Raw genomic sequence first — 19,154 nt, 5'->3', positions numbered from 1 at the left:
CCGGTCACTCCTGTGGCTCCCGCCGCTCCAGTTACCCCGGTCGCTCCCGTGGCTCCGGCTGGTCCCGTGGCTCCTGTGGCTCCGGCTGCTCCCGTGGCTCCTGTGACTCCGGTTGGACCGATATCTCCTGTGGCCCCGGTCACTCCTGTGGCTCCCGCCGCTCCAGTTACCCCGGTCGCTCCCGTGGCTCCGGCTGCTCCCGTGGCTCCTGTGACTCCGGTTGGACCGATATCTCCGGTCGCTCCTGTGACTCCGGTTGGACCGATATCTCCGGTGGCCCCGGTCACTCCTGTGGCTCCGGCTGGTCCGGTTGGACCGATATCTCCGGTGGCCCCGGTCACTCCAGTGACTCCCGCCGCTCCAGTTACCCCGGTCGCTCCGGTGGCTCCCGCCGCTCCAGTTACCCCGGTCGCTCCTGTGACTCCCGCTGCTCCAGTTACCCCGGTTGCTCCGGTGGCTCCGGCTGGACCGATAGCTCCTGTGGCCCCGGTCGCTCCGGCTGGTCCGGCTGGTCCCGTGGCTCCGGTCGCTCCGGCTGGTCCGGCTGGTCCCGTGGCTCCGACTGGTCCGGCTGGTCCTGTAACCCCTGGAATCCCTCGCACCCCTCGTAATCCTCGTTGTCCTACAATAACTTTTGTATAACAGATGGGACAGCACTTACAGCAGTTTGGTTTCGGTAGTTTTTGTTTACATTTAGGGCATCTTCTATGCTGATCATAACCCATCAGCTGCTCATCTCCCTTAATGATTAATATATCATTATAATATGTTTAATTTATAAATAAGTGAGCACTAGTTTGATCCTCATTAAGTTTGTCAGCTGATCTTATATTATTTATCAATTTCTGTTTATAAATAACTCTTCACATTATTGTAATCCCTATTTGAATCGATGGGGACGCAGAAATATTTTGCCTTCCAGTCTACACTGCGGATTTTATCTGTTTCAACAATAAAAATTACATATTTGGCAAAAAATCTTCTCTTTGATGCGTCTGACCGTTTCGCGGGAAACGCCAGAATGCAGAGCGATTTCACGATATTTCACCCCGTCTACTACAAAGACAGTCCGGTGTTTCTCGTCAACTATTTCTTCAGTAGCTCAATCAAGAAAATCAACAATAGATTCACATTTCCAGAGCCATTTTTCTCGGCGGTCCACTTGGCGTAATTCTGCCTGACGTTCGCCCTCTGATCCCCTCGGCATCCCCGCTTCATCTCAAATCGATTCTCAGATAAAAGAGCATCCCCAAACCTTTTGTTTAATATCAGTAAGCATAGATACAACCCCTCCCTGTACCGATTCCTCAAAAAAGTTACTCACTCTATTATTCCCCTCCCTATACTGCTATCACAAAACCCGAATATATAAATCCCATTGTATCCTGAAACTTTCATTTCTATCAGTTGTTATTTTTAATTTTAAAATATCGATTCCTCTTTTTGCTTTTGCCGCTCGTACACTAGCAAATAAGCGTTCATCCTGTCTTTAAACTTCTTTTACAAGTAAAAGGTCAGCGTCTCTTCCGGATTATGCAGCCGTACCGTTTTTTTCTCACACACCAAAAATCCGAGCAGCAGGATAAGTGAGCAATAAACTCGCGGGCCATGTGTTTTTAACATGCGGCACTTATTTCATTCGATAATTAAGCGAGTTGAGACAAAAAGTGGTTTTCCTCTACAGAGTGATTCCTCAGCAACCCTTCCTTGCAAGAGAATAAAAAAAGCACCCAGTCCGGATGCTTCATACATTAAAATCATCGGCCTTCCTTCTTCAATCACACCATACTCAGCTGCGGTTCAAATAATTCATAGTGAATGGATTCCGGCGGTGTATTGAATTCAGAAATCAGCTTTTTCATTTCTTTAATGAATGACGGTGATCCGCACAGGTAAAAATCAGCATCTTTATCTGTCATCACTTCTTCTAACAGCTGTTTGTCAATCCGGCCTTCCCGAAAACGAATGTTTTCTGAACGGTCTTGTTCGGACGGCTCGCTGTAAATAAAGAGGGTGTCAACGGATGAGTGTTCCGCGGCTTCTTCAGCTTCATGCCGCAACGCATGATACTCTCCGCTCCTTGCCGCATGGATAAAGAGAACGTTTCGCTGCGGCTGGGTTTTGGCAACCGTCTTTAACATGCTGATCATCGGGGTAATTCCGACACCGGCACTGATGAGAACCAGATTCTTTTTGGAATCAGGGTCTAATACGAAATCCCCGGCCGGAGCGCTGATCTCAATTGAATCCTTTTCGTGTAATTGGTCATGCAGATATGAAGAAACAATTCCGTCTTTTTTCACGGAAATCCTGTAATAATCCTTACCGGATACATCCGACAAACTGTACTGGCGGATATGCGTATAACCCGTGTCCGGAATGTATACTTTTACACTGATATACTGTCCCGCTTTGAACTCGGGGAGAACTTGTCCGTCTTCCGGTTTTAAATAAAACGACGTTATCTCCTTGCTTTCTTTTACCTTTTTATCAATTTTAAACGCCTTATAGTCTTTCCAGCCGCCTTTTTGCGTTTCCGCTTGTTCATACATGTCCTTCTCAATTCCGATAAAAGCGTCTGCAATGACGCCGTATGCTTTTTCCCATGCCTGAATGACCTCAGGAGCAGCCCCGTCTTTTAGCACATCCTTTATCGCGATTAACAAGTACTTTCCAACGATTGGGTAATGCTCGGGTTTAACACCGATACTCCGGTGTTTATGGCTGATTTGTTTGACGACGGGAACGATGTTTTCCAGCCGGTCAATATTGGCTGCGGCTGCAATCACAGCATTCGACAAGGCCGTACGCTGTGTTTTTTTCTTTTGATTCGTCTGATTAAAGATATTCAGCAGCTCAGGGTGATGCTGAAACAGCAGGTCATAAAATCGGCCTGTGATTTCTTCACCATGCTCTTCTAAGACCGGCACTGTGCTTTTAATGATTTCAATCGTTTTTTCATCGAGCATTCTGAAATCCCCCTAAAGATGTATGCATCTCGATTGACCTGAGAAAAGAATCGTTTTTGAATTCTTTTTTATAGATTTCCCCGTTCAAAAAGGGTTAGCCATTCCAATATGAGGCGGATTCAGGAAAAACCAGAAAAACGAAATTGCATATGAAAAATTGTGGACTTGCCATGGTGTACTTGTCCGATGCAAAATCCTCCTTTTCAGCATTTAATAAAGTACGGGAGGTGAGATGAATGGGTAAAAAATCGAAAGTGTATTACTGTGACCCTAAGTATATTGTGACTGACAAGTATACTGACAAAGAAGTGGTTTACGTCCATCCCATCAAACACATTAACAGAGAGCATATCCGTTATGTTCCCCGCCACGTTTATAAGGAAGAAACAATTCACGAAGTCATTGATCCGGGCGATCCGGGGAAATGCGGGTGTAAAAAGCAGAAAAAAAGACGCAAAAAGTAATTGGTTCGATTTCTTGCCTTATCTCAGGTTAAACACGTAAGTTTAAACAGACCTCCGTACCTTTTGGCTCCTCTTTTTCAGAGGGGTCTTTTTTCATAAGCAAATACGTTGTGAGGCGGGAATCTGCCTGATATTCTTGTCATATACAAATTCACAGGAGGCATGATGTATGAGCAAAAAAATCGCAGTTCTGATGACAGATCAATTTGAGGATATTGAATATACAAGCCCGGCGGAAGCATTTAAAGAAGCGGGCCACAGTGTGGTGACAATAGATTTGGAAGCTGGGAAAGAAGTGACGGGCAAGCACGGTGAGAAAGTAAAGATCGATCAAGCGATCTCAGACGCAGACGCCAAGGAATTCGATGCGTTATTGATTCCCGGAGGCTTTTCACCGGATCTTCTGCGCGGAGATGACCGCCCGGGTGAATTCACTAAAGCATTCGTGGAAAATCAGAAACCCGTTTTCGCGATCTGCCACGGCCCGCAGCTGCTGATTGATACCGACCTTCTTAAAGGAAAAGATATCACGGGATTCCGCAGCATCCGCAAAGATTTAATCAATGCCGGCGCACATTATAAAGATGAGGAAGTCGTCGTGAGCCATAACATCGTAACAAGCAGAACACCTGACGATTTGGAAGCCTTTAATCGTGAATCATTGAACCTGCTGAAATAAGAGAAAAAAAGCACAGACCCGTTCAGTCTGTGCTTTTTTTATGGACTTTTCACCGGCTCTCAAAAAACACCATCAGTTAGACTATTCTCCGGCCCATCCATCATAAGTAAAATAAAAAGAGAATGTTTTAAAACCCGACAGGAGGTTCGCTATGTGGATGATCATTTTGCTGCTTATCATTTTAATCGGTTTTACCGGTAATATCGTCTCGCTTTTGAGAGCGCAAAAACACGCATCTCAAAGAATAATTGAGCTTTTAGAAAAGCAAAGCCGAAAATAATCTGTTAGCGCTGTGTTACCCATAATAGTAATAATAATTCCGGCAGATTTCCTGAAATATGATTTGATGCCCTTTCTCGTTCGGATGAAGACCTTCTGACATGCACATGCTGCGGAAAGCGGGATTATATGGGTCGATGAGATCAGTATCAAATAGATCGGCATATGGTACAGAGAGGAGTGTGCAGGCTTCTTTTTGGGCTTTCACATAGTCAGCCAGCTTCAGGCCCAGTTTATTTTTATCAGTATCACGGCGGACGATTTTTCCTTTTGACATTTTTGCTTGTCTCGTTGGGGTCACCACAATGATGCTCGCGCCTTTATTTCCGCTTCGCAGCTGCTGAATCACTTGGCAGAAGCCTCCGTAAAATGTGGTGATATCCTTTTCATCTGTGCCGATGGGAATGTGGTTGCACCAATCATCATCTGTTCCCTGGACAATGATGACATCATGTCCCTTTGTTTTAAGCGCTTGCTGATAAATGTTATCGCTTCCGTTGTTGCTCATATTAACGCCGCTGACAGACAGATTGGTTATTTCAGCGTTTGTCCGGTCTTTGAGAATGTCACCAAAGCCGTATTCCGCACGCAGCCCCCGGGCGACGCTGTCACCTAAGATCGCGATTTTCGAAGCCTTCCGCAGCCTGCTTATGCTGATAAAGTCAACGCTGATATGCCCGCTGTCCGTGATATGCAAAAGCTTGCTGCTGATGTTTGGCAAAGAGACTGTCTTTCCTTCAGAGTTATAAAAATCCTCATTCAGCTTCATTCGGCGTCATCCCTTCCTTTTTATCCTCCGGCATCTTTTTTGACATAAAAAACGGACACGAACAAACAGCGCCATGTTGTCAGTTCAGTGTCCGCAGATGATGATACTGGATCTTTTATGCAGTTCTCTTGCCATTATAGCAGATCCCCGTTACTTGTAATAGAGTCTGCAGTCAGCATTTAAAACAGCGTTTGCGGCTACGTTTTTGATGAGACCGTCTGCTGCGGGAACGGTGTGTCCGGCGATGCGTCCGTCTTTTGCTGCGGGAACGGTGTGTCCGGTGATGCGTCCGTCTTCTGCTGCGGGAACGGTGTGTCCGGTGATGCGTCCGTCTTCTGCTGCGAGAACGGTGTGTCCGTTTTCTGCTGCGGGAACGGCGCGAACATTTTTTAGAAACCGGTTCTTGGTATAAATACTCCCCTAAACCTTCTCTTTCCGCAACGGCAACTCCATGTTCAATTTCTTTAACAGAAATAGCGTTCAATTCTGTTCACCTCCCTTTTTCTTTACAACATAACGTATGAAATGAACCCCTCACGTGTATAAGCTTATCTCTCATATGAGCGAGAAATAGTCATTTATACAACAAAAAGACCCGTGGGAACGGGCCTTTTGCAGGCATTTTGCCGGGAACAAAAGCAAACTTAAGATCGATTTATTTCTTCCTCTCGCTCTCCGGCTCGGGGTGAATCATTACCTGTGCTTGTTTGAATTCATTCGTAATATCTCTTTCAATGCGGTCACACAGGTCATGCACGTCTTTAATCGTCACGTGAGAGGCTACGACCAGGTGAAAATCAATATACTCCTGCGGGCCGGAGCGTCTTGTACGAAAATCGTGAATTTCAATAAATTCCTGTTGAAATGTTTCGATAATCTTTAAAATTGTTTTTTCTTCCTCTTCCGACAAACGGGTATCAATCAGCGGCGGGAATGCTTCTTTCATTAACTTAAACGCTTCATATATGATATACACCGCCAGCACCATACCTATAATGGGATCAAGTATGTACCACTCCGTTAAGGTAACGACCAAAAGGCTTGCCGCTACGCCTAATGATGTGTACACGTCAGTCAGTAAATGCAGGGCATTTGATTTCATTGCCACGGAATTAACCTTTTCGGCTTCTCTTTTTACGAACTTCGAAACGATCAAATTAATGAGAGCCCCCGCAAGCATCACAACAATTCCCAATACGGGCAGATGAACCGGCGCCGGGTTCACCAGTTTTTGAACGCATTCATATATCATCCAAATCCCTGCCGCAAAAATCAGAATCGTCTCGATAGTTCCCGACAGATTCTCGACTTTTCCATGACCGTACGGATGCCCTGTATCAGCCGGCTTTTTTGAAATCCTGACGGAGATAAAGGCAATGAAGGCGGCGATCAAATCTAAAAAAGAATGAATGGCTTCAGAAAGTATCGCGACAGATCCGGTTATTATACCCACCACTATTTTGAGCATGACGACCAGGGAATTGCTTATAACCGATAAAAAAGCGATTTTAGAGGTGTTTTCCACCGTGATCCTCCTCTTTTTAACTTCTTGAATTTATCGTATCAAACGGCATTCGTGTGGGTCTACGGCAACGTTTTTCACAAAAGCCATACATGTAACTCACCATAAACTAAGTTGGAAAGCGACAAAAACAGGCGCACCTTTCTTTCAGCACTCAAGTCCCATTGACAAGATATAACCGCTTACATTATAGTAGTTTCATGAATAACCACTACGGAGGATGTTTATGGAGGATGTTTATGGAGGATGTTCTGAAAGAATTACAGAAATTTGGATTTTCTCAATATGAATGTAAAGCATATATCGGCTTGTTGAAACACTCGCCTGTTACCGGATATGAAATCAGCAAAAGGTCAGGCGTTCCCCGCTCAATGATCTATGAGGTATTGGGGAAATTAGTTGATAAAGGCGCTGTCCATATTGTGCCGTCTGATCCGGTTACATATGCCCCGCTTGCCGGAAAGGAATTAATCGACCGGCTCCGGCATGATTTCGAGAGTTCATTCGGCTACCTTGAGGAAAAGTTATTGGCACTGGAAAGCGAGCAGGAGATGAATGTCATCCGCCGCATCAGCACGAATGATCATGTCATCAATGAGATGAAGGATATGATTGAAAAAGCCGAGGAAGAGTTGTGGCTGTCTGTCTGGGAACAGCAGATTCCCTTTATTCAAGAAGCCGCTAACAAACGCGCCGCCGAACAATTGCCCGTCTTTTCGATTGTGTTCGGCCCTCCGGAAGTGAAGCTCGGAAATACGACAAATCATAATATGTCTCCTGAAGTGGCGGAGAAACGGATGGGCGGAAGATTAACGATAGCTGCCCGCGATAATAAAGAAGTCTTAATCGCCAATTTTTCTCCGCAGACGAATGCCTGGGCCATTAAATCAGAAGATCCCGCTCTCGTTCTCGTGGCTATGGAATATATGAGGCACGATCTGATGTTCGCGGAGCTTGTGAAAGAAGTCGGGGCTGAGAAAGTTGAAGGCCTGATGAAACAAAACCATTCGTTATTTCATGTCGTCACCGGAAATCGGTTCATATAAATGTGAACCGTATTTTCTTTGATTTTTTCATTAGTCGTTATCATTATAATCTCTATGAAAGGAGTATAAAAAATGATTAACACAGAAGTGCAAAAAACCGCCGTTTCCCGGGAAATGAACGATACGTTTTTACAGGGGGTGCGGGATTGTGTGCCTACGCTGCTGGGCTATATGAGCATCGGTTTTGCTTTCGGCATCGTTGGCGTTGCCTCTCATCTAAGCATTCTTGAAATTTGTTTGTTATCTTTGTGTGTCTATGCCGGCGCCGCCCAATTTATTATTTGCTCGCTCCTTGTTTCCGGGAGTCCGATTTCCGCCATTATTTTAACGACGTTTATCGTCAATCTGCGGCACCTTCTGCTGAGCCTGACCATCGCGCCGTATTTCACGAAATACTCTTTGACGAAAAATATCGGCTTCGGGGCTTTGCTTACTGACGAATCTTTCGGAGTAGCGGTGAACAAAGCGGCTCAGAACGGCAGGTTATACGATAAGTGGATGAACGGCCTCAATATAACCGCTTACATGTGCTGGGTTATTTCCTGCGTGATGGGCGGGCTTCTCGGACAATGGATATCTGATCCTTACGCGCTCGGCCTGGACTTTGCTTTGCCCGCTATGTTTGCGGCGCTGCTTGTGCTGCAATTGCAGTCGTCCGCTTCGGAAAAACTGAAGCACAGCCTCTCCTTAATTCTCTATATGATCATTTTTATGGTCTTGTTATCGTATTTCGTCCCGTCACACATCGCGGTCATCGTCTCAACCGTGATTGTGGCAACGATCGGGGTGGTGACGGACAAATGAGCATCAGCACACAAATGATCTGGATTATACTCGGCTGCATGATTGTTACACTTGTGCCGCGCATTGTTCCGTTTATATTTGTCCGGAACATTCAGATGCCTGAATTGGCTTTAAAATGGCTCTCCTTTATTCCGCTTTGCATTTTGACGGCTCTGGTAACGGAAAGCATGATTGTGAAAACAAACAGCGCTTTGACCTTTGATTGGAAAGCAATGATCGTTCTCATCCCGACATTGCTTTGCGCGATGCGGACAAAAAGCTTATCCATCACGGTCATCACAGGAGTCGTGCTGATGGCCGCCGTCAGGCTGATATGGTGACAATCAAAAGCCTCCATTCCGCAGAATGGAGGCTTTCCCTTTATGATGTCGGATTTTCTTCTTCCGTCTCTGATTCCTCGGCTTTGGCTTCGGCGTTTATGCTTTGCTGCTGTTCCCAATGATCCCGCTGCAATCTTTCTTTTGCGATGGTAAACATGAAATTCACGGCGCAGCACCCCTTCCCTGTTTTGCTTATACTATGTACTGTACTCATTTCCCCGTGCAGTATTCACAAAACATAAAAAAGCAGCCTGCCGCATTGAGCGGCCGGACTGCTTTTTATTTTCAGTACGTGATCAGGAAGTATTTTTTCTTTCCGCGGCGCAGTACGGTAAATTGATCTTCAATGCGGTCTTCCGCAGTCAGAAGATGCCCGATGTCCGTCTGGCGCTCGCCGTTAATGTAAACAGCTCCGTTTTGAATGTCTTCGCGGGCCTGCCGTTTTGAAGGCGACAATTTAGATTCCACAAGCACGTCTACTAAAGACAGTTCTTCAGAGCGGTCTTTTTCAAACGAAGGTACATCTTTAAATCCTACCTTGACGTCTTGAGCGGAAAGCTCTTTAATATTGCCGCTGAACAGCGCCTGGGAGATATGAACGGCCTGCTCAAGCGCTTCGCGGCCGTGTACAAGAACAGTCACCTCTTCAGCGAGACGTTTCTGCGCTTCTCTTTTCTCAGGAGCCGTCTCCGTTTTTTTAGCATAAGCTTCAATTTCCTCTTTTGATAAGAAAGTAAAGTATTTTAAGTATTTGACGACGTCACGGTCATCTGTATTGATCCAGAACTGGTAGAATTCGTACGGCGATGTTTTTTCTTTATCAAGCCAAATGGCGCCGCCTTCCGTTTTGCCGAATTTCGTGCCGTCAGCTTTTGTGACGAGCGGAATGGTAAGACCGAAAGCTTTCGCCCCTCCTTCTTCTGATTTTCTGATCAGTTCAAGACCGGCCGTGATGTTGCCCCACTGGTCACTGCCTCCGATTTGGAGTTTGCAGTTCTTTTCTCTGTACAGATTCAGAAAATCGTAGGATTGCAGGATCATGTAGCTGAATTCCGTGTAAGAAATTCCGGTTTCAATTCTTGAGCTTACAGTATCTTTCGCAAGCATGTAGTTAATTCCGAAGTTCTTTCCGACGTCACGGAGAAATTCAATAATGCTCAGCTTTCCGATCCAGTCAAAGTTGTTCGCTATGACAGCGGGGTTTTCTCCGGCCTCGAAATCTAAAAATCGGGAAAGCTGATTTTTAATTTTTTGCGACCATTCGACAACGATATCCTGAGTATTTAACGTACGTTCCGCTTTTTTGCCGCTCGGATCGCCGATCAGTCCCGTCGCGCCGCCTACAAGCGCAATCGGATGGTGGCCTGCAAGCTGGAAACGGCGCAGTGTCAATATCGGCAGAAGGTGTCCGATGTGCAGGCTGTCAGCCGTCGGGTCAAACCCTGAGTATAAACGGATTTTTTCTTCGTTCAGCTGTTTATTCAGTCCTTCTTCATCCGTCATTTGCTGGATTAAGCCGCGGAATGATAAATCCTCTAATAAGTTAGTCATTTTGTCTGCTCCTTTGTTTATGAAAATAAAAAACGCCCCTTCGTTTAAAACGAAGGGACGATATAATCGCGGTACCACCCTACTAATAAAAGCATAAAAAAGCTTTTATCACTCTTTTTGATAACGGACCGTGTCCGTTCTTTCACTACTGAAAGCCTTGGAATAGCTTTGTTCGCAAAAGCGGTTCATGAGTGTATTCGGCATATCTTATGTGCTGATTTTCACCGGCCATCAGCTCTCTTGAACAATCAGATATCCTACTTGTCTCAATCAAAACCTTTTCGTATGAAGCTTACTCATTTTTAACATAAATAAGATACGATGTCAACGCCGTCTTTAATCTTCCATTGTGGACAGGTCGCCTGCCGGCAGGTTCAGCTCCCACGCCTTCAGCACACGTCTCATGATTTTTCCGCTCCGTGTTTTCGGAAGTTTATCTTTGAATTCAATTTCCCGCGGTGCGGCATGCGCGGCAAGCCCCTGTTTTACAAAGAGGCGAATGTCCTCCTTCAGCTGATCGGATGGCTCATGCCCTTCTCTGAGCGCGATAAACGCTTTAATAATTTCTCCCCGGACAGGGTCCGGCTTTCCGATGACGCCGGCTTCGGCAATCGCCGGATGTTCAACAAGTTTGCTTTCGACTTCAAACGGGCCGACGCGCTCGCCGGATGTCATGATGACATCATCGACTCTGCCTTGGAACCAGAAATAACCGTCTTCATCCATATAAGCAGAATCTCCGGAAACATACCAGCCGCCCGGCATGAAATAAGAATCATATTTCTCTTTATTGTTCCAAATGGAATCCATCATCGACGGCCAGCCCTTTTTAATGGCGAGATTTCCCATTCGGTACGGCGGAAGCTCATTTCCCTGATTGTCAACGATCGCCGCTTCCACTCCCGGAATCGGTTTCCCCATTGAACCCGGCTTGATCTCCATGCAAGGATAATTGCAAATGAGCTGTCCGCCCGTTTCTGTCATCCACCACGTGTCGTGGATGCGCTTGCCGAATACTTTATGTCCCCACTTGATGACCTCGGGGTTCAAAGGTTCTCCGACACTCAGGACGTGACGAAGTGAAGTAAGGTCAAATTTGGATGCCATTTCATCTCCGGCGCCCATAAGCATTCTGAAAGCCGTCGGAGCGCTGTACCAGACGCTGACACCGAGCTTCTCGATCGTGCCGTACCAGTTTTCCGGACTGAACCTGCCGCCGACGATCACATTCGCCGCTCCGTTCAGCCACGGCGCAAATATCCCGTACACCGTCCCGGTCACCCAGCCCGGGTCCGCAGTGCACCAGTAAATATCGTCTTCTTTAAGATCAAGCACCCACTTGCCGGTCTGGTATTGCTGAATCATGGCTTCATGAACGTGGAGCACACCTTTAGGCGTTCCGGTAGATCCTGATGTGTAGTGAAGCAGGTAGCCGTCTCTTCTGTCCATCCATTCGATATCAAGTCTCGTGCTTTCTCCCTCAGCCGCTTTATCATAATGAATGATTTTATCTCCCGCTTCTTTGCTGCCGCCGACAATGAAAATATGCTCGAGGTCGGGCAGGCTGTCCGCCGGAATCCGTTCGGCCAGTTCAGGTGTTGTCACGACAACCTTTGCCTGGCTGTTCAAGAGGCGGTCTTTGACGGCGCCTTCCATAAACGCTTCAAATAAAGGACCGGCGATCGCACCGATTTTAATTGCGCCGAGCATGATAAAGTAAAGCTCCGGCGAACGCGGCATGAAAATAAAAACGCGGTCCCCTTTTTCCACGTTTCCATACCGTCTCAGTACATTTCCCGCCCGGTTCGATTCCTCCATCATTTCTTTAAATGTGTATTTTTCATCCCGGTTTGCGTCCTTGTAATATAGCGCTACTTTGTTTTTTCGAAATGATTCGGCATGACGGTCAATCGCTTCGTACGCCGCATTCAGCTTCCCCGTCTGATGCCAGGAAAATGCCGCTTCGACCTCTTTCCAATCGAAGCTGCGGTACGTTTCCTCATAATTTCGCAGATGATAATTCCCCTTTTCCGCCGGCAACGCTTTCAAATTCATGCAACATCCCCCTTTGCTTATCTATAGACTAATTATAGTAGATGTTCACAGTTTTCTCAATTTTTAAAATATAAATTACAACACTATTGAAAACGCTTTATATTTTGTTATGCTTAAAAGAGATGTGTTTTTATTAAGAACCGACAGGCGGTGAATCAGTGAAACATCATAAAACGTACCATTCTTCATCAATTCAGACAGCAGCCGGCCCTCTTTTAGTAGAAGGGCCCGTTCCTCCAGGGGATCTAGCACAGTATGAGTTTCATGAAGGCCTGACAGCCTTTCGCCTTCCTCATGAACAGCACAAAGCGTTAATCGAGATCGCCGGGCTTCCTGAAGGTCGGATCATTATTGCCAGGGACGGACAGACGATTATCGGCTATGTGACGTATTTATATCCTGATCCGCTTGAACGATGGTCTGACGGAAATATGGAAGACCTCCTTGAACTCGGGGCGATCGAGGTCGCTCCCGGCTACAGGGGCTGTTCTGTCGGAAAAACTTTGCTGACAGTCAGCATGATGGATGAACAGATGGAACGGTACATCATCATGACGACGGAATATTACTGGCATTGGGATTTAAAAGGAATGAAAAAAGATGTGTGGGAATACAGAAAGATCATGGAAAAGATGATGAATGCCGGGGGTCTTGTCTGGTTCGCAACGGATGAACCGGAAATCAGCTCTCATCCGGCCAATTGTCTGATGGCCCGCATCGGCAGGCACGTCAGTCAGGAGTCAATTGAACAGTTCGACAGGCTTCGTTTTTATCAGCGATTTATGTATTGACTGACATACAAAGGGGATAAAAAGATGATTGCAGAACAAATCATGAAACGGGACGTCATCACCGTCTCAAAACACGACTCCATTGAAACAGCCGTCCGTAAAATGAAGATATATCATATCCGCCATCTCCCTGTCATCGACGACGAGCTGCACGTCATCGGTATTGTCACAGACAGAGACATTAAACAGGCCGGCCCCGGCAGCTTTGAACAAAAGGAACGCGGCGCGTTTCTGACAAACAAAGTGGAGACCATTATGAAGCGCAATGTCATCTGCGCCCATCCGCTTGACTTTGTGGAAGAAATATCCGCTTCCTTTTATGAGCACGGCATCGGCTGTCTGCCGATTACGGTAAACCATAAGCTGACGGGCATTTTAACGAAAACCGACGTGCTCCGGACTTTCGTCAGCCTGACAGGCGCGGCCCAGCCGGGATCACAGGTGGAAATCCTGGTGACGGATATGACAAAAAGCCTTGCTGATCTCAGCTGCATGTGCCGTGATCTTCAGCTGCAAATCCTGAGTGTGCTCGTCTATCCCCATGAGTCCGCCGGGTCGAACATTCTCGTCTTCCGGGTGAAGACGATGAATCCGCTCCCTTTTATCCGTGCCGTTCAAGAAGCCGGATACAATGTCTTATGGCCGAAACATTTGAGGGATCAGCCATGAGAGACAGCGTTTTTGTTTACTCGCCTTCTTATCAGACGTATCAATTTCATCAGGAACATCCGTTCAATCAGCGTCGTGTGCTTTTAACATACGATCTGCTTCAGGCGGCGGATGCGTTTGACGAAGGAGATATCGTCACACCGCGCGCGGCCGCTAAAGAAGAGCTGGCTCTCGTTCATACGGAGGATTATATACAGGCGGTGGAACTAGCGGGTGCGGGCCGGCTCCCTGCCGCAGAAGGAGAAAGCTACGGTCTCGGAACGGAAGACACCCCCGTTTTTGCCGGCATGCATGAAGCCGCGTCACTTCTGGTGGGCGGCACCTTAACGGCGGCTGATTATGTCATGACGGGACAAGCAAGGCACGCCTGCAATTTAGGAGGCGGCCTTCACCACGGCTTCCGCGGCAGGGCCTCAGGCTTTTGTATCTATAATGACAGCGCCGTGGCCATCCAATACATCCAGAAGAACTACGGGGCAAAAGTGTTATACATTGATACAGACGCTCATCACGGCGACGGCGTTCAATTTACGTTTTACGACAGGTCTGATGTCTGCACTGTTTCTTTTCACGAGACCGGGCGTTATTTATTTCCCGGGACGGGACAGGTACTGGAAAAAGGAAGCGGGCAAGGCTACGGCTATTCTTTTAACATTCCGCTGGACGCTTTCACAGAGGACGATTCCTTTCTTCACGCTTACAATACGGCCGCCTCAGAAATCGCGGCTTTTTTCAAGCCGGATGTGATTCTTACCCAAAACGGTGCGGACGCCCATTATTACGACCCATTGACACACCTGTCCAATACAATCTCCATTTATCAGGAGATCCCGCGGCTCGCTCATTCATTAGCCCATCAATATTGCAGCGGCAGATGGATCGCGGTCGGCGGCGGAGGATACGATATTTGGAGAGTCGTCCCGAGAGCATGGAGCCGCATTTGGCTTGAGATGAAAGGGATTGATCCCGGGGAGCGCATACCGCAGAAATGGATTGATAAATGGCAGAAGCACTCCCCCTGCACGTTGCCCGCTTTTTGGAGTGATCCTGAACAATTATATCCTCCGATTCCCCGCAAAGAAGAAATTTCAGAAAAAAATGCCCAAACCGTGGAAAAAGCACTTTTTGCCATCCGGTCTGAGCAGCGGTATAAGACTAAATAAAAAACGACCTTATGAGGAGGTCGTTTTTTTGATCACAATTTCTACACGGCGGTTTTCTTTCATATGTCCGGGACTTTTGTTGTCCTTCACAGGTTTCGTATCCGCATACCCGGCAGAGATAAACCGTTTGGCGGAAAAGTCTTCATTCGCGGTAAAATACCGGATCACACTCGCCGCTCTTGCAGACGACAGCTCCCAATTTGACGGAAATTGATAGGTGGAAATCCGGCGGCTGTCCGTATGGCCTTCTACCTGTATGTCATTCGGAATTGTTTTTAAAAGCACCGCGATCTGATGCAGAACCGGCTCGGCGTTTTTCAGCACATCCGCTTTTCCCGTCTGAAACAGAACGGCCTCCTGCAGCACCAGAACCACTCCGCGCTCATCGCGCTTCGCCGTCAATTTCGAACTCAAATGATGCGCTTTTATGTATGTCTTCACGTTTTGTAACAGCAAATCCTGTTCTTTATTTTCGTTTGCTTTGTCTGATGACGCCGGTTCACCCCCGCTGCCTTTTGTATGAATCGATGAAACGGCAGATTGAAATTTTTCCGCGTCTATTTGCGACATCGAAAAAAGCAATATAAAGAACACGAGAATGAGCGTGATCAAGTCAGCGAACGTCACCATCCATCTCGGTGAACCGCCGGAATGTTCCGGTTTGTTTCTTCTTTCAAAACGCTCTTTTCTAAGCTTCATGGACAGCGCCCTTTTTCTTGTTCGCAGGCTGTCCTTTACGCCAGTCTTCTCTTGAGCTGAAGACGACGAGCTGACTTTCGAGGTTGCGGGGATTTTTGCCCGATTGGATGCCGACAACCCCTTCGATCATGACCTGTTTGATGAAAATTTCACTTTCCGTTTTTTCTTCAAGCTTTGCCGCGATTGGGATAAATACCAAGTTGGCAAGCAGCGCTCCGTACAGCGTCGTCAATAGCGCAACAGCCATGTTCGGTCCGAGGGTATGCGGGTCATTTAAGTTTTTGAGCATGAGAACGAGTCCGACGAGCGTCCCGATCATTCCCCAGGCGGGTGCGAAATCACCGGCTTTTTCAAAAACGCGTCTTCCTTTTCTGTGTCTTTCTTCCATCGCGGCGATCTCAGAATCCATCACCAGCCGGATCGTTTCCTCGTCCCAGCCGTCAATCGCAAGCAAAAGCCCTTTTTTTAAAAACGGATCCTTGATCTCACGCGCCTGGTCATCCAGAGACAGAAGCCCCTGCCTGCGCGCCTGCTCCGAAAGGCTGACAAATACTCTGACAAGCTCTTTCACATTGTCATCCTGACGGGAGAATACCTGTTTCAGAACAGAAGGGGTTTTCTTTAAATCCCTCGGCGGAAAGCTGATAAAGATCGCCGCAGCAAGGCCGCCTGTGACGATTAAAAAAGAAGTCAGATCTAAAAATGAACTGATTCCCGCCAGTCCCGTCCCTGACAGAATACCGATTGCGACAATAATACAGCCTAACATAAAGCCAACGGGCGTCAGATAATCAAAACGTTTCATATCTTCTCCTTACTCAAGTAAAAAAGCAAGATTCCACCCCTCAGAGTGAAGCTTGCTTTTCCGTTTTTTTATGACTTGGTTGATTGTCTTAATTCGATGCGGTGAGGCAATTCGACGATATGCTCTTCAACCGGCTCTTTGTTCATCAGTTTTGTCAAAAGTCTCATCGCCACGGCGCCGATATCGTACGTAGGCTGCACGACTGTTGAAAGCTGAGGGCGGACCATCAGGCTCAATCTCGTATTGTCAAAACCGATAATATCAAGATCATCAGGTATCGAAAGACCTTGATCTTGGGCCGCATGGATAATGCCGAGGGCCATTTCATCCGTCGCAGAAAGAATCGCCGTCGGTTTCCGGTCAAGGCCCATCAAACTTTGAAGCGCCTCCATACCGGAATCATAGGTGTAATCGCCTTCCGCTACGAATTGCTCGTTAAACGGAATCGCCGCTTCTTCAAGCGCCCGTTTGTACCCTTGCAGTTTTTTCGAACGGTTGATCGGCTCTTGCATCGGTCCGGAGACGAATGCAATATCGCGATGCCCTTTATCAATGAAAAGCTTAACGGCATCATAAATCGCCTGTTCATAATCAATGGCGACAGAAGGCGTCTCGCCCTGTTCTTCCACTGATGCCGCCAAGACAATCGGCACAGGAGAGCGCTTAAATTCTTCGACATGCTCGTCCGTAATGTTGCCGCCCATAAATACGATACCGTCCACTTGTTTGCCAAGCATCGTATTTAACAGATGCAGTTCTTTCTCAAGATTTTGGTCCGAGTTGCTTAAAATAATATTATATTTGTACATCGTCGCGATATCTTCAATTCCACGCGCAAGTTCAGAGTAGAAAATGCTTGAGATATCAGGGATGATGACGCCGACCGTAGTCGTTTTTTTGCTTGCAAGCCCTCTTGCCACCGCATTCGGGCGATAGCCGAGCCGGTCAATGGCTTCCAATACTTTTTTTCTGGTCGTCGGTTTTACATTCGGGTTGCCGTTCACGACGCGGGAAACAGTCGCCATACTGACATTTGCTTCTCTGGCCACATCGTATATCGTAATGTTGCTCACTGAAACCACTCCTTTTACTGGATACACTTATCCTTATCTATAGCATAAACACTTTATGTAAAGAAATGTCGTACGATTTCGCATTCTGTCGTTTATGATTGTAAGCGTAAGTCAGTAGTGTACATTATTTTTCATTATTCATCAAATTTAAATATCTCTCATGAAATTATACACGTTTTTCCCAGTGATGAAAACGTTCACTTTCATTTTATAATTAAATAAAATGAAGATACGAAAAAAAGCCGCGCGAGGCGGCCTTTAAAGAGCGGAACGTTGTATTATGCTTTTACTTTCAGCATTGGCTTTAATTCGTTCAGCCATTTCTCGAATTCAGGTATATCCATCTGCTGCGCAGAGTCTGAAAGGGCAACGGAAGGATCAGGGTGAACTTCGGCCATCACGCCGTCAGCGCCGATCGCAAGCGCCGCTTTTGCTGTCGGAAGCAGGAGATCGCGGCGGCCTGTTGAGTGTGTGACGTCAACAAACACCGGCAAGTGAGTTTCCTGTTTCAAAATCGGCACGGCAGAAATGTCGAGTGTGTTTCTCGTTGCCGTTTCGTACGTTCTGATTCCGCGCTCACAAAGAATGATTTGGTCGTTTCCTTGTGACATGATGTATTCAGCTGCATTGATGAACTCTGAAATTGTTGCGGCAAGACCGCGTTTTAACAATACCGGCTTTTTAACGGAACCGGCGGCTTTCAGCAATTCAAAGTTTTGCATGTTCCGCGCGCCGATCTGAATGACGTCAATGTAATCAATCGCTTGCTCAATGTGGGCGGGCGTTACGATTTCACTGATCACCGCGAGGTCATATTCATCAGCGACGCGTTTAAGAATTTGCAGGCCTTCTACGCCGAGACCTTGGAAATCATACGGACTTGTGCGGGGTTTAAACGCGCCCCCGCGCAGGATTTTAATGCCTTGTTTTTTCGCTGCGGCCGCTACTTCGGCAACCTGCTCATAGCTTTCTACGGCACAAGGTCCGACGATGAATCTCTGATCGCCGTCACCGATTTTTTCACCTTTAATGTCAACGATCGTATCTTCTGCTTTTTTCTTCCGGGAGACGAGCAACGCTTTGCTGTGATCCTCTTCTTGAAGTTCAAGTCCGGCTTTGAAAATTTCTTTGAAAATATGCTGGATTGTTGAGTTTTCAAATGGGCCGTCATTGCTTTCAATTATGCGGTTAAGCATTGTACGCTCTCTGACAGGGTCAAATCGGTTGACACCCTGTGCTTCCTTTGCTTTACCGATTTCTTTTACAACGGCTCCGCGTTCATTGATTAATTTAAGGATTTCTAAGTTTAGTGCGTCTGCCTGCTGTCTTAGGCTCTCTAATTCCTTGTTGCTCATCTTTTTCATCCCTTCTATGCTATGATTTATTTTAATGGTTAACATGCATCTTACTACAGTTATGCGAAAATAGGAATATGAAATAATAAATTTTTTCACATTCGGCTTTATCACCAAAACGCTTTTAAGCTTTTATGCGTT

General features: G+C 46.7%; 21 protein-coding genes, 1 pseudogene and 1 other annotated feature. Of the genes and pseudogenes, 9 read left to right on the top strand and 13 right to left on the bottom strand.

The window, feature by feature from the left end:
• Positions 1-602: collagen-like domain-containing protein (locus BGM27_RS05270; RefSeq protein WP_302053344.1), on the bottom strand; the 602-nt coding region annotated here is incomplete at its 3' end.
• A gap of 1,176 nt (positions 603-1,778) precedes the next feature.
• On the bottom strand, positions 1,779-2,969 hold the full coding sequence (hmpA, locus tag BGM27_RS05265; RefSeq protein ID WP_007408758.1) for an NO-inducible flavohemoprotein: 1,191 nt from the start codon (positions 2,967-2,969) through the stop codon (positions 1,779-1,781).
• Between the two features lie 236 nt (positions 2,970-3,205).
• Here hmpA and BGM27_RS05260 point away from each other — a divergent pair, with 236 nt between their 5' ends.
• From BGM27_RS05260 to BGM27_RS20720, 3 genes are all read left to right on the top strand, one after another.
• Positions 3,206-3,433: a hypothetical protein gene (locus BGM27_RS05260; RefSeq protein ID WP_007408759.1), complete on the top strand. Its 228-nt coding sequence runs from the start codon at positions 3,206-3,208 to the stop codon at positions 3,431-3,433.
• A gap of 169 nt (positions 3,434-3,602) precedes the next feature.
• Positions 3,603-4,112, top strand: a complete 510-nt coding sequence (locus BGM27_RS05255; RefSeq protein WP_007408760.1) for a type 1 glutamine amidotransferase domain-containing protein — start codon at positions 3,603-3,605, stop codon at positions 4,110-4,112.
• Between the two features lie 151 nt (positions 4,113-4,263).
• On the top strand, positions 4,264-4,392 hold the full coding sequence (locus BGM27_RS20720; RefSeq protein ID WP_007408761.1) for a hypothetical protein: 129 nt from the start codon (positions 4,264-4,266) through the stop codon (positions 4,390-4,392).
• Positions 4,393-4,407: 15 nt separating this feature from the next.
• Here the strand turns inward: BGM27_RS20720 and BGM27_RS05250 are convergent, their stop codons facing one another.
• The 4 genes and pseudogenes from BGM27_RS05250 to BGM27_RS05240 form a co-directional block, all read right to left on the bottom strand.
• On the bottom strand, positions 4,408-5,160 hold the full coding sequence (locus BGM27_RS05250; RefSeq protein ID WP_007408762.1) for an SGNH/GDSL hydrolase family protein: 753 nt from the start codon (positions 5,158-5,160) through the stop codon (positions 4,408-4,410).
• 197 nt (positions 5,161-5,357) lie between these two features.
• Positions 5,358-5,546 carry a hypothetical protein gene (locus tag BGM27_RS05245; RefSeq protein WP_015240394.1) on the bottom strand — a complete coding sequence of 63 codons (189 nt, stop codon included), beginning with the start codon at positions 5,544-5,546 and terminating at the stop codon, positions 5,358-5,360.
• 47 nt (positions 5,547-5,593) lie between these two features.
• Positions 5,594-5,644 (bottom strand): annotated as a pseudogene (locus BGM27_RS20870) (hypothetical protein); the annotation flags it as partial.
• Positions 5,645-5,815: 171 nt separating this feature from the next.
• A complete protein-coding gene (locus BGM27_RS05240) occupies positions 5,816-6,685 on the bottom strand; it encodes a cation diffusion facilitator family transporter (RefSeq protein ID WP_007408764.1) in 870 nt (289 codons plus the stop codon).
• A 236-nt stretch (positions 6,686-6,921) separates the two neighbouring features.
• Between BGM27_RS05240 and BGM27_RS05235 the strand changes: the two genes are divergently transcribed.
• The 3 genes from BGM27_RS05235 (at position 6,922) to BGM27_RS05225 (ending at position 8,852) form a co-directional block, all read left to right on the top strand.
• Positions 6,922-7,728, top strand: coding sequence for a TrmB family transcriptional regulator (locus tag BGM27_RS05235; protein ID WP_007408765.1), 807 nt, complete (start codon positions 6,922-6,924; stop codon positions 7,726-7,728).
• Between the two features lie 72 nt (positions 7,729-7,800).
• Positions 7,801-8,532 carry an AzlC family ABC transporter permease gene (locus tag BGM27_RS05230; protein ID WP_007408766.1) on the top strand — a complete coding sequence of 244 codons (732 nt, stop codon included), beginning with the start codon at positions 7,801-7,803 and terminating at the stop codon, positions 8,530-8,532.
• Complete coding sequence (locus BGM27_RS05225; RefSeq protein WP_007408767.1) at positions 8,529-8,852, top strand: AzlD domain-containing protein; 324 nt, start codon at positions 8,529-8,531, stop codon at positions 8,850-8,852. The genes BGM27_RS05230 and BGM27_RS05225 overlap by 4 nt, the downstream gene beginning before the upstream one ends.
• Before the next feature lie 40 nt (positions 8,853-8,892).
• Here BGM27_RS05225 and sr7p read toward each other — a convergent pair whose 3' ends face one another.
• From sr7p to acsA, 3 genes are all read right to left on the bottom strand, one after another.
• Positions 8,893-9,018: a small protein SR7P gene (gene sr7p, locus BGM27_RS20715; RefSeq protein ID WP_007408768.1), complete on the bottom strand. Its 126-nt coding sequence runs from the start codon at positions 9,016-9,018 to the stop codon at positions 8,893-8,895.
• 119 nt (positions 9,019-9,137) lie between these two features.
• Positions 9,138-10,403 carry a tyrosine--tRNA ligase gene (tyrS, locus tag BGM27_RS05220; protein ID WP_007408769.1) on the bottom strand — a complete coding sequence of 422 codons (1,266 nt, stop codon included), beginning with the start codon at positions 10,401-10,403 and terminating at the stop codon, positions 9,138-9,140.
• Between the two features lie 50 nt (positions 10,404-10,453).
• Positions 10,454-10,686: a binding site (T-box leader), on the bottom strand.
• A gap of 53 nt (positions 10,687-10,739) precedes the next feature.
• Positions 10,740-12,458, bottom strand: coding sequence for an acetate--CoA ligase (acsA, locus tag BGM27_RS05215; protein ID WP_007408770.1), 1,719 nt, complete (start codon positions 12,456-12,458; stop codon positions 10,740-10,742).
• 158 nt (positions 12,459-12,616) lie between these two features.
• Between acsA and BGM27_RS05210 the strand changes: the two genes are divergently transcribed.
• Genes BGM27_RS05210 through BGM27_RS05200 form a run of 3 tightly spaced genes read left to right on the top strand, consistent with a single transcriptional unit; the run spans position 12,617 to position 15,081 of the window.
• Positions 12,617-13,249 (top strand): GNAT family N-acetyltransferase, encoded by a 633-nt coding sequence (locus tag BGM27_RS05210; RefSeq protein WP_007408771.1) that lies wholly within the window; start codon positions 12,617-12,619, stop codon positions 13,247-13,249.
• A gap of 24 nt (positions 13,250-13,273) precedes the next feature.
• Positions 13,274-13,918, top strand: coding sequence for an acetoin utilization AcuB family protein (locus BGM27_RS05205; protein ID WP_007408772.1), 645 nt, complete (start codon positions 13,274-13,276; stop codon positions 13,916-13,918).
• Entirely contained in the window at positions 13,915-15,081 is a 1,167-nt protein-coding gene (locus BGM27_RS05200) for an acetoin utilization protein AcuC (protein ID WP_007408773.1), read from the top strand. The genes BGM27_RS05205 and BGM27_RS05200 overlap by 4 nt, the downstream gene beginning before the upstream one ends.
• Positions 15,082-15,090: 9 nt before the next feature.
• On the opposite strand, the gene motS is transcribed toward BGM27_RS05200, so the two are convergent.
• The 4 genes from motS to BGM27_RS05180 all read right to left on the bottom strand — a co-directional run bounded on the left by motS (position 15,091) and on the right by BGM27_RS05180 (position 19,013).
• Complete coding sequence (gene motS / locus BGM27_RS05195) at positions 15,091-15,780, bottom strand: flagellar motor protein MotS (protein ID WP_007408774.1); 690 nt, start codon at positions 15,778-15,780, stop codon at positions 15,091-15,093.
• Positions 15,770-16,585 (bottom strand): flagellar motor protein MotP, encoded by an 816-nt coding sequence (motP, locus tag BGM27_RS05190; RefSeq protein ID WP_007408775.1) that lies wholly within the window; start codon positions 16,583-16,585, stop codon positions 15,770-15,772. The genes motS and motP overlap by 11 nt, the downstream gene beginning before the upstream one ends.
• A gap of 68 nt (positions 16,586-16,653) precedes the next feature.
• Positions 16,654-17,658: a catabolite control protein A gene (gene ccpA, locus BGM27_RS05185; RefSeq protein WP_003152385.1), complete on the bottom strand. Its 1,005-nt coding sequence runs from the start codon at positions 17,656-17,658 to the stop codon at positions 16,654-16,656.
• A 278-nt stretch (positions 17,659-17,936) separates the two neighbouring features.
• Positions 17,937-19,013: a bifunctional 3-deoxy-7-phosphoheptulonate synthase/chorismate mutase gene (locus BGM27_RS05180; RefSeq protein ID WP_003152383.1), complete on the bottom strand. Its 1,077-nt coding sequence runs from the start codon at positions 19,011-19,013 to the stop codon at positions 17,937-17,939.
• Between the last annotated feature and the right edge of the window lie 141 nt (positions 19,014-19,154).

The organism is Bacillus sp. FJAT-27001 (assembly GCF_019039175.1).
In the GTDB taxonomy this organism is placed as follows: domain Bacteria; phylum Bacillota; class Bacilli; order Bacillales; family Bacillaceae; genus Bacillus; species Bacillus velezensis.
This window is presented reverse-complemented; position numbering and strand designations above follow the sequence as displayed.